General features: G+C 37.0%; 1 protein-coding gene and 1 rRNA gene. Both read right to left on the reverse strand.

The annotated features are described in order from the left end of the window. Positions 1–95: 95 nt before the first annotated feature. The gene (locus HMPREF9420_RS12735) at positions 96–683 is read right to left on the reverse strand and encodes an SMI1/KNR4 family protein (RefSeq protein WP_007136150.1); all 588 of its coding nucleotides are present in this window, start codon (positions 681–683) and stop codon (positions 96–98) included. A gap of 381 nt (positions 684–1064) precedes the next feature. Further along, a 5S ribosomal RNA gene (rrf, locus tag HMPREF9420_RS12740) occupies positions 1065–1177 on the reverse strand. Between the last annotated feature and the right edge of the window lie 201 nt (positions 1178–1378).

Consider the following 1378-nt stretch of genomic DNA (forward strand, 5'->3'; position numbering starts at 1 on the left):
TACCCGTTGTTAATACCCTTATAAGAGTGTTCGTCAATACCCTTGTATGGGTGTTCACTGATACCCTTATATGACTTATATCACGAAGCTTTATATTACCTTTTAATTGGGGTAGTATAAAGGTCTTCATCTATTTTTCTTCCCCTCTCATCAAACAGTGAGTATATCCTCTTTAACTCTGATATAAGCATTTGCTCGAACGTTTCCCATTGGAATAGGGAGGTTGCATCGTCTCTATCACAATAGTGCACGATGCTTGTTCTGTTATCTATATAAAGATAAGAACCGTCCCAGTCATAACCGCCTATAAAGAAATAGTCGTCTGCGGCATTTCGAGGTCTTTCCCGAATGTTTGCCGTAATAATCGAAAACGGTTGGCGGCTTTCATCAGTGCTTCTTTTATAGTTTCTTCTTAACCCGTCTAAACAAAAGGTTCCAACCAATATGTCTAACCCATTGCTTACATCTAACAAGAATTTTTTATAATCGGTGGGAATTTCCATGCCCAATTCTTTCTCCAATGCTTGGACATCGTTCTTACTTAGCGGAGGATACAGGGTGTTTAGCCAAGCCTCGGGGGCTATATGGGGGGCTTTTCCTATAAGGATTGCACCGGTGGATTGGGATTCTTCAATACCCTGGTTCTGAAATCTATAAATTAAATCCCTATATGTTTTATTCATATTCTATTTTTCTATATACGCTATACCATTTATGGTAAAGGCTCATCATTAAAAATGAAGAATTTGACAATAGTTGATTTAATCTCTATTGATTTTCTTCCCACTTGATGGATTCCTGTAAATACCATTATGCCTACTAAGATGTTCTCCACCTTTCTTCACAAATTCAATTGTACGTTGTCAAACAAAAGTGCACAAGTGCAAATATAGTTCTTTACTCTGATATTTCATTGTTTTATTATCATAAATTCTTTTGTTGATTGATTTTTGCTTTATAGCGCGTAGTGTCAAAACCTTTAAAAACTGATTTGCGGGACTCCCGCAAGGGATATAAACAAAAAAAGCACTCTGAAGAAATGAATCTTCAAAGTGCTTTGTAAAAGGAGGCGGCTACCTACTCTCCCGCATTGCATTGCAGTACCATCGGCGCAAGTGGGCTTAACTTCTCTGTTCGGAATGGGAAGAGGTGGAACCCCACCGCAATAACCACCTGATGTATTTCTTTTAGTTTACAAGTTCTAAGTTGACAGGTTGACAAGAATCTCATATGGTTGACGAGTTTTGAGTTGACTGGTTGACAAGTTATTTGTTTTTTAGTTTATTAATCTCCTAAACTATTAACTTGTCTACTCGTTAACTATTAACTTGTTTACTATAAACTCGTTTACTTGTCTACTATAGACTTGTCTACTATA

The sequence above is a fragment of the Segatella salivae DSM 15606 genome (assembly GCF_000185845.1).
GTDB classification, from domain to species: Bacteria; Bacteroidota; Bacteroidia; order Bacteroidales; family Bacteroidaceae; genus Prevotella; species Prevotella salivae.

Bases quoted from the DNA above. Each gene is read 5' to 3' on its own strand.
- HMPREF9420_RS12735 (WP_007136150.1), bottom strand. From the start codon at position 683: ATGAATAAAACATATAGGGATTTAATTTATAGATTTCAGAACCAGGGT.